The sequence below is a fragment of the Lyngbya sp. CCY1209 genome, from assembly GCF_055795065.1.
Window position 1 is genome coordinate 1 of record NZ_JAYFER010000578.1, and the last position, 8,572, is coordinate 8,572.

Genomic DNA, 8,572 nt, shown 5'->3' on the forward strand with positions numbered 1-8,572 from the left:
AGCCCCCTCCCGTCCCCCTTAAAAAGGGGGAGGCGAATTGAGCCCCCTCCCGTCCCCCTTAAAAAGGGGGAGGCGAAAAGCTGACCGCTGAAAGCTGAGAACTTACTGCTATAACCGCGTAGAACAAGCTTCCAGCTTGTCACCAATGGGATAGCCGTGTTACCGTTACTGAGTTAAATCAATCTCTGTGTCAGTCAAACTTACGGTGTGGTGTCAGGAGAGGAATGAACAAATTTCAAAATTTGCGGTTCACCGGGATTGAAAAATCGGGAAAATATATCATTTTAGCGTCCGTTTCTCTGGCGATCGCCACTTTAACCGCGATTCGATTTGCGGTGGCGGACTCAGGATTTCAGGTGTTGAAACGGGGCGATCGCGGTTCGGGGGTGATTTCCCTGCAAAAATTATTGCAAAAAACGGGTTATTTGCAAAGTCCGCCCACCGGATATTACGGCTTGTTGACGCGGGAGGCGATCGCGCAATTCCAAAGTGATGCGGGTTTGAACGCGGACGGTATTGCCGACATCAATACGCAATCCGAACTCAAAAAGTCTTTGAAAGCGAATCAAAATCCCGAAAAATCGCCGTCTAAAACCGCCAATGAAAAAGCAATAATTGCAGCCCAAAATATCAGACCGGGTCAATTTAAAATTATCAAAAAAATAGAGGGCGACCTGACACCCAAATCCGTCGTTTATTCGGATTCGGGTCTGTTTTTCGTGCAGAATATGATGTACGAACATTCCATCGCCGTCTACGATCGCCAATTCAAACCCGTCAAAACCATCAAAGATGGAGTCAATTTGGCAAAGTTAGGCTATCCGGACTTTCAAGCCGAAAAATACAAGGGAGCCCCGGTGGAAGCAGCCATGTCCCCGGACGGAAAATCCGCCTATATTTCCAACTATCAAATGTTCGGCCCAGAATTCAAAAATCCGGGCTACGATACCTGTTTGCCCTCGAATCAATTCGATCGCAGCTTTCTCTACCGCGTCGATACCGAAAGTTTGACCGTCGCAGACGCGATTCGAGTGGGGTCGGTTCCCAAATTTTTGGCGGTGTCTCCCGACGGCAAACGGGTGGTGGTGAGTAACTGGTGCTCCGGCGATATCAGCATCATCGACACCGAAACCCAGCAAGAAATTCAGCGTATTTTCGTCGGCCGATTTCCCCGGGGGATCGCGATCGCCCCCGACTCCGAAACCGCCTATATCGCTGTGATGGGAACCTCCGATATCGCCAAAATTAACCTGCGGGATTATTCCTTAAGTTGGATTTACGACGTCGGCTTGTATCCCCGCCACCTCGTCCTGGATTCAGCCGGAAAATACCTCTACGTCACCCTCAACGGCGACGATCACGTTGCCAAAATTGATGCCGAAACGGGGGCGATAATTCGCAAAATTTTCACGGGAGCGGCCCCCCGCAGCATGGTTCTTTCCGACGACGATCGCTTCCTATATGTGGTCAATTATTACTCCCACACCGTCAGCAAAGTCCGGGCGGAAGATATGGAAATCGTCGATACAGTTGAGGTCGATTTGAACCCGATCGGAATTACTTACGACCCCAAAACCCGACAGGTTTGGGTGGCTTGCTATACGGGGAGTTTGGTGGTGATTCAGGACTAGCGATCCGACCAATTTAAAAACTTTTCTGGAATTGACACATCTCCCTTTGTAGTTGGGGGTGTCGTTCAGAAAGGATCGGGTTATGGAATTTTGGAAAATCGCCCGCCGGATCGCGATCGGCTTCTGGGTTGGAACCGTTTCCATCCCCGCTTACGCCGCCCCAGAACCCTCGGAACTTCGATTTCGGGGCACGGTGGAATCTCCCACGCAAATAGGGGCGGAATACATCGTTTTTACGACCACCGGCAACAACGAAGTTCGCGGTTTGGTCTACACGCAAAATTCGGATAACGGCTCTTGTTTTGAAGGCGTTGTCAACCCCCCACAGACCCAAATTCGGGATATCACCTACGCTCATCCGGTGTTCGGAAATGAAACCACGGGTTGGGAAGTAAATGTCTCGGAACGGGCGATCGCTTTGGATGAATTTCCCCACCCTTTAAACGCCTCCGAAATCAGCGACGGCGCCCGGGAGTGGTTGGGCGAATGTTTGGAATTGGAAGCCCTCAAATCAACAATTGAGAATTGATTATTTTTTAGGGTGTTTCGCCCACGATTCATCATCTCGGTCATGCAATTAGCAATATTAAATCCGGTTGAATGCTCGGAAAAAAACGGGTCGGATATCAACACCGCTTGGGCATCAATTCCCTTTTCTTATAGCTCAAATCATATTCAGATGATTGAGGAGTTTGTGCGACTCAATAACCTGATCTGATAGAACATCGGGAAACGCACCCGAAATTTACCCATGTCAAATTAAGAATTGACAATAGCGGCTTGGATATTCCACCGAACTCAATTGAATTCTCGACTCAACTCCGCCGCCGGACAGGAATTTGTACCTCGCTATATTTGACGGCTTCCGGAGTCATGGGAGAATTGTAAAATAACCGCCGGGGCGAACCCAAAACCTCATATTCCGGATGCTGTTTCAACCAGTTTTGAATCCGCCGTAAATTCGTCTCGTAACTTTCCCAGGTGTAGGCCCCCTGAATCCCGATACTGACCACCGTCATGGGAGGCGTATCCGTCACCGCCACATCGGAATCGACGTTTTCGGGATTGATTTCGGGTTGAGAATAGAGAAAAGAGACATCCGCCCGGGACGTTTCTCCCCCGTCATTTTCCTGCAAATATCGCGCCTCCACAGGGGTCGTCATGGCGATATTATTGCTGCTGATATGTTGAAAAAGGGGATTGAACGCCCTGCGGGTGGCTTGGGTCAAATCTCCCTTATGGTGATAGGTGACGGCGCGATAATTGGGGTACTGTTTGACCTCGATCGCGCCGACGGGGGTGGGTTGCGGAAATCCCGCTGGTAAATCTGCCGGCATTTCGATCCCTTTTAAACTGCACTGATTCGGGTTTAATTGTACCGCATTTTTGGCGATGGAGAGGGCCCCAAAAAAATTTCCAGATCTCGACCTTGCTAAGTTCCCGACTCCACTTGAGCCGCAACTTTAGCCGCTTCCTGTTGACGAGACTGTTCGATCAGTTCCGCCAACTCTTCAGCCGTCGGACAAAAATCGGATAATTGCTGGATGAGCGTCAGGGTAATTTCAGGTTTGTCTCGATACATGACAACCTTGCCACTCACATAAACGTATCCCCGCCCGAGTCCAGAATATCGCCGATTAATCAGTTGCACGATCGGCGCATTTTCGTCGTGTTTTGCCTCGGGAATCCACAACTTTAAAATATGGTCTTTCGACCCGGTATGAATTAAGGCTCCGTTGCCAATCCACTTGGTAATTCCATCCTGCAAATCGCAAAACACTGTCACCCATCCTTCCACCGTCGCAGCCGCCAAGATTTCGGGATAATTGAAGCGGACGGAAAGCGCCCCCGCCAGCATTCCGTGACAGCGATAATCCTGGATGATTCCATCTCGTAAAGCCCACCAAGCCGCCAACAATTCGTAATTACGAAAGGGTTTCCCGTGGTGGGGAATCGGATGCCAAATCAGGCGGTGATTGGCTTGGGCGAGACTTTCCGCCTCCATCATTTGCCGGTGATAAAGTTGCGATCGCCCGTATTTAATATAGTAGGGACTCCACCCATCTTCGATGAGTCGGATATTATAATTTTCATCTCCTTTGTGGACGTAGCAAATCAAACGCCCGTGGGTGTCGCGGTATTTATCCAAGCAAACGTCGAGGGGGTCGTCGCTATCAAATTCGACATCTACTGTCGTCAATTTTCCGTCCGGTTCCGTAAAATATCGCTTCGCCATTTCCGAGGACGCAATCCCCGTCTGCGTTACCGGTTTTGAACCGTTGGCAAAGGATTCTTCCGTGTCCACACAATGCAATCGCAGAAATTCTCGCCGGCCGTTGAGTAAGACTTTGATGGTGTCGCCATCTACGACCCGAGTCACCGGTAAATTTTTAAGTCGAGTTCCCACTTTTCTATAGTTTTAATTTTTAACGACAACGTTTTAATCAGTTGAGATTTAGAATTGATTTCTCCCCGGCTCCGATACCCCGAATGTTGGTGAGGAAATTGCATTTAAAAATCGACGGATCGACAAGGGTAAAACGGCGCGATCGCCCCCATCAACCCGGAAAATTTGGGCAGATTTGACCCCTTTTCCGCGAAAACGGATGGCGCGATCGCCCCAGTCCGCCCCTGAGAACTGAGGAGAATTTACCATTGAGAATAATCAATGATATCATAATTGCTGGGGGAGACAGCCGAGAAAATGCAAAGTTTTGTCACATTCTTGCGGAAGCCGGGAAAATGCGATCGCCCCCGATCCGCCGTTTCCCCCCATCTCCGCTTCGATCCGCGATCGCGGACGGCATCACCCCCCGACCCCCAATTCCAGACTCACGAAATTATGATATCCCCAATCTTGCCAACTTTCGGCAGAATTTTGGTCGGGAGCGTGTTTCTCCTGACCGGACTCGCCAAGGCGATCGAACCGTGGAAATTCGCCCAACATATCGCCCAGTTGCGAATCTTAAATTCCCGCTTTATCCAACCCGTCACCCTGACAGTTACCGCCCTCGAATGTGCCCTGGGAACCGCCCTCATTTTCAATGCGACCCCCGCGATTATCATCCCCTTCAGTATCGTTTTATTGGTCGCTCTTTCGGGTTTGACCTACTGGAGTACATCCACCGGCAGAACCGAAAGCTGCGGCTGCTACAACGGCTGGCTCGAAGTGACACCAACTCAAAGTATTATCTTAAATGTATTCTACATTATTCTGCTGAGTTTGAGTCTATTTTTTAGTCCAGAAAAACCGGGCGTTTTGTGGCCGTGGATGGCCGTTTTTGCTGCCTTTGTAACCGGTTATGCCGCCGCTTCCGGTTCCCTCGCCTACCTCGATCGCCACGGCTACCCCCCCATCGACTTAGCCCCCATCCAAGCCCACCGCCCCTGGCAAGATGAATGGCTGGGAGAACACTTTAATTTGGACTTCAGTTCGGGATCGAAATTGGTCGTTTTTATGAGTCCCAGATGTCCCCAGTGCAAAGACTGGCTGCAGGTGCTAAAAATCGTCCACGCCTGCCCGGAACTGCCCGATGTCGTGGGGGTCGTCGCCTTCACATCCTACGACGAATTGCGGTATTTTGTCGATAGTTACGACCTCAATTTTTCCGTCGTCGCCCTCGAAACCTCCCAGTACGATCGCCTCGGCATCGACACCCTCCCCACGGCCGTTATCGTGGAAGACGGGACGATCCGGGAAAAGTGGGTGGCGGGAATGCCCCTGTCATTTATCAAACGCATCAAACAGGCGATTCCCGTCGCTTGATGGTGATAATTTGCGGGGGCAAGCAACGGATTTTAAAAGATTTAAAGGTCGATGTTGTTTCAGCCGTTCCATTTGTTCGGAATTACGAACCAAAAGCGCTCCCGCAAACCCCAAAGAATTGACCGATATCTGTTCAAACTTTTCGCGCGATCGCGACACGATCAACATCCAATTTCGGGTCGCCAAAAAATTGTAGGGGCGGGCTGGATTTCCCGCCGAATCAAAGCCGATATCCAAAACTTCCAATAATTTCAAATACCCGTCCAGACTCCCTTTTGCAGCTTCCTTCGGAGCGGTTATTTGGTCAGTGGGAAAGCGGAGCAAACCGTGTTCAAACTCAAACTGAGGAATCGTGCCAATTTCATCGGAAAATATTGCCGACGCGATCGCCGGTTCGATCGGGACATTTAACCCATTGGGAATTAAGGGAAAGGGCACCAGTTGCAGGTGTTTGTGACGCTGACTCGCCCCCGCATCTCGCCCCCCATTGTAGAACGCCAAACCGTCAATTTCCCGCAGGGCGATCCACATCGCCTCAAAATCCGCGATCGTCAACAAACTGTCCTGTTCTTCAAACTCCCGCGTCACGATTAACAGGTGATTATCCACCACATTAAACTTATTAAGTAACCCGACATGGGTTTCCGAAAAATCCGCGACAAACACATCCGGATCGTAGGGCAAAAACGGGTCGAAATCTTTTCCAGTCTGAGATTTTTTCTGTCCCTCTTCTTTCTGGGCTTTATCCTTGCGTCGGAGGTTGGCAAGAATACGAACCAAAAACGAAATCTCCGCCTCTTCCACCACCTCATAAGTCGTTTCGATGGGCTGCAGGGCTCCGCAGTCCAACGCCTTTTGAGTTTGGTCTTGAATTCTCGTCCACAGTGTTCCCGGTTCCAGCATTTTCAATTTGCAATCCCCAACTATCCACAAAATTTGTTAAACTGAAACAGTCGTTTGTTGTCGGTGCAATATCGAGTTTTTGCCATGCGTGCGATCGCCCAGACTGTAACGCCAACCCTTCGAGAATGCGGAGTTCATCCCCTCAGCGTCGCCCCGATGATGGATCGCACCGATCGCCATTTTCGGTACTTCATGCGACAGATCGCCCGCCGCCCCCTACTGTACACCGAAATGGTGACAAGTGCGGCAATTTTACACGGCGATCGCGAAAAATTACTCGGCTTTTCGCCGGCAGAAAAACCCCTCGCTTTGCAAGTCGGCGGAGACTCCCCCAAAGACCTGGCGATCTGTGCCAAAGTCGCCGAAGAATGGGGCTACGATGAAATTAACTTGAACGTCGGCTGTCCCAGTTCCCGAGTCCAAAGCGGCAACTTCGGCGCCTGTTTGATGGCCGAACCCCGGCGGGTTGCCGACGCGATCGCAGCCATGCAAGACGCCACCGCCCTCCCCGTCACCGTCAAGCACCGCATCGGCATCGACGATCGCGATCGCTATGAAGACATGGCCTCATTCGTCCGCATCGTCTCCGAAACCGGATGTCGGCGGTTCACCGTGCACGCCCGCAAAGCCTGGTTGCAAGGCCTGAGCCCCAAGGAAAACCGCAACGTCCCCCCCCTCCGCTACGAAGACGTCTATCGCCTGAAACAAGAATTTCCCCATTTAATCATCGAAATAAACGGCGGTTTCACCACCCTAGAACAGGTCAAACAACAGCTCGAAAAAGTCGATGCCGTGATGATCGGTCGGGCGGCTTACGACAATCCTTATTTATTTGCGGGGTGCGATCGCGAAATCTACGGCGAAATCACCACCCCCCCCACCCGCCATCAAGTCGTCGAACGGATGCTTCCCTACATCGAAGACTGGACGAGTCGCGGCGGGCGCCTCAACAGCATCACCCGCCACATCCTGCAACTGTTCGCCGGACAGCCGGGCACCAAAGCCTGGAAGCGATATCTCAGCGAAAACGCCCACCGGGACGGCGCCGGTGTGGAGGTCGTCGAGGCGGCTTTAGAACAGATTCCCCAAACGATAACAGTCGAGTGTCAGTCGCCTAAATCAAATCGACGCTGAGACGGTAAGGGGTGCGATCGCTCCCTTGAGGATAAACCCGGACGTAGTAGCTGCCAGGGTCTAATACAGTTTCGATGCGTTCTCGTTTGGTGCCGTCGTTTTTGGATTGAGCGATCAACTCTTCGTCACTACCATATAAATCGACGTTGGCATCTTTGAATAAATCGTCGAGGGTTAATACAAAAGTGCCTTCCTTATTGGTTCGGAAGCGGTAGAAGTGGTTAGTGTCGCGATCGCCTGCCTCGGTAAAACCGATTTCGTCAACCATAACTTCTTCCTTTGTGAGTTTGCCGAGATTTATTGCCGTCTGGAAACTATCGCCGGGTTTGTCACCCCCCTCGTCGTTATCCTTGATCGTACCAATGGCGCGTTGATCTCCCAGCTTCGCATTTTTAGGTCGGCTGAGTATGACCGTAAATTTCTCCTTCTCTTCATCTAGGGTATCCCCAAAAATCGGAACAATTACGGTCTTTTTAACTTGGTTCGGTTTAAAGGTGAGTTGACCTTGGGTGCGCCGATAATCTTCCCCAGCTTTTGCCGTTCCGTCCGCAGTGGCGTAGTTCACTCGTACCCTTTCGTTGACTTTTTCATTCAGGGTTACCGTGAATTTAGCTTGTTTGTTTCTGTCATCCCCTTCCGTTATTTGAGTATTTTTTATTTCAATTTCTGCGAAGTCGTTATCGCGGATAGTGCCGATGCCACGACGGTCTTTGAGTTGTGCATTGTGGGGTTGGCTGAGGTTGAGGTTGAAGGTTTCGTCGGACTCTACTTTGTTGTCTCCCAGGATGGGGACGGTTATGGTTTTGCGGGTTTGCCCCGGTTTAAAGGTGAGAGTGCCTTCGGTTCGTTTGTAGTCTCGGTTGGCTTGGGCAGTTTTGTCAGCAGTGGCGTAGTTAACCTGAACCGTTTCATCGGTTTGAGCGTCGAGGGTGACGGTAAATTTGGCATTTTTGCGGCCTTTGTTACCTTCGACTATTTGGGTGTCGCTCACGGAAATCTTCGGTTGGGGTTCATCATCATTAATGATAATGCCAATGCCGACTTTATCCTTGAGTTTGGCGTTGGTGGGGTTGCTGAGTTTGACTTGAAATTTTTCGTTGCGTTCTAATTGACTATCCCCCAGGATAGGTACATTGAT

8 protein-coding genes are annotated in these 8,572 nt (G+C 50.7%); 4 read left to right on the forward strand and 4 right to left on the reverse strand.

Annotation, left to right across the window (positions count from 1 at the left end):
• Window positions 1-224: 224 nt before the first annotated feature.
• Together AC0QHF_RS20750 and AC0QHF_RS20755 are read left to right on the forward strand one after the other, a co-directional pair.
• Entirely contained in the window at window positions 225-1,631 is a 1,407-nt protein-coding gene (locus tag AC0QHF_RS20750) for a peptidoglycan-binding protein (RefSeq protein WP_324706144.1), read from the forward strand.
• 82 nt (window positions 1,632-1,713) lie between these two features.
• Complete coding sequence (locus AC0QHF_RS20755; protein ID WP_324706145.1) at window positions 1,714-2,160, forward strand: hypothetical protein; 447 nt, start codon at window positions 1,714-1,716, stop codon at window positions 2,158-2,160.
• A gap of 286 nt (window positions 2,161-2,446) precedes the next feature.
• Here the strand turns inward: AC0QHF_RS20755 and AC0QHF_RS20760 are convergent, their stop codons facing one another.
• On the reverse strand, window positions 2,447-2,968 hold the full coding sequence (locus AC0QHF_RS20760; protein WP_324706146.1) for a heme-binding protein: 522 nt from the start codon (window positions 2,966-2,968) through the stop codon (window positions 2,447-2,449).
• Window positions 2,969-3,063: 95 nt separating this feature from the next.
• Window positions 3,064-4,038 (reverse strand): thermonuclease family protein, encoded by a 975-nt coding sequence (locus AC0QHF_RS20765; RefSeq protein WP_324706147.1) that lies wholly within the window; start codon window positions 4,036-4,038, stop codon window positions 3,064-3,066.
• Window positions 4,039-4,335: 297 nt separating this feature from the next.
• On the opposite strand from AC0QHF_RS20765, the gene AC0QHF_RS20770 reads away from it, so the two are divergent.
• Window positions 4,336-5,397: a MauE/DoxX family redox-associated membrane protein gene (locus tag AC0QHF_RS20770; protein WP_324706148.1), complete on the forward strand. Its 1,062-nt coding sequence runs from the start codon at window positions 4,336-4,338 to the stop codon at window positions 5,395-5,397.
• Here AC0QHF_RS20770 and AC0QHF_RS20775 read toward each other — a convergent pair.
• Window positions 5,356-6,300: an ATP adenylyltransferase family protein gene (locus AC0QHF_RS20775; protein WP_324706149.1), complete on the reverse strand. Its 945-nt coding sequence runs from the start codon at window positions 6,298-6,300 to the stop codon at window positions 5,356-5,358. The genes AC0QHF_RS20770 and AC0QHF_RS20775 overlap by 42 nt on opposite strands.
• Window positions 6,301-6,384: 84 nt before the next feature.
• On the opposite strand from AC0QHF_RS20775, the gene dusA reads away from it, so the two are divergent.
• On the forward strand, window positions 6,385-7,434 hold the full coding sequence (gene dusA, locus AC0QHF_RS20780) for a tRNA dihydrouridine(20/20a) synthase DusA (protein ID WP_324706150.1): 1,050 nt from the start codon (window positions 6,385-6,387) through the stop codon (window positions 7,432-7,434).
• On the opposite strand, the gene AC0QHF_RS20785 is transcribed toward dusA, so the two are convergent.
• On the reverse strand, window positions 7,415-8,572 hold a 1,158-nt coding region (locus AC0QHF_RS20785; RefSeq protein ID WP_324706151.1), incomplete at its 5' end, for a Calx-beta domain-containing protein. The two genes, dusA and AC0QHF_RS20785, sit on opposite strands and share 20 nt — an antisense overlap.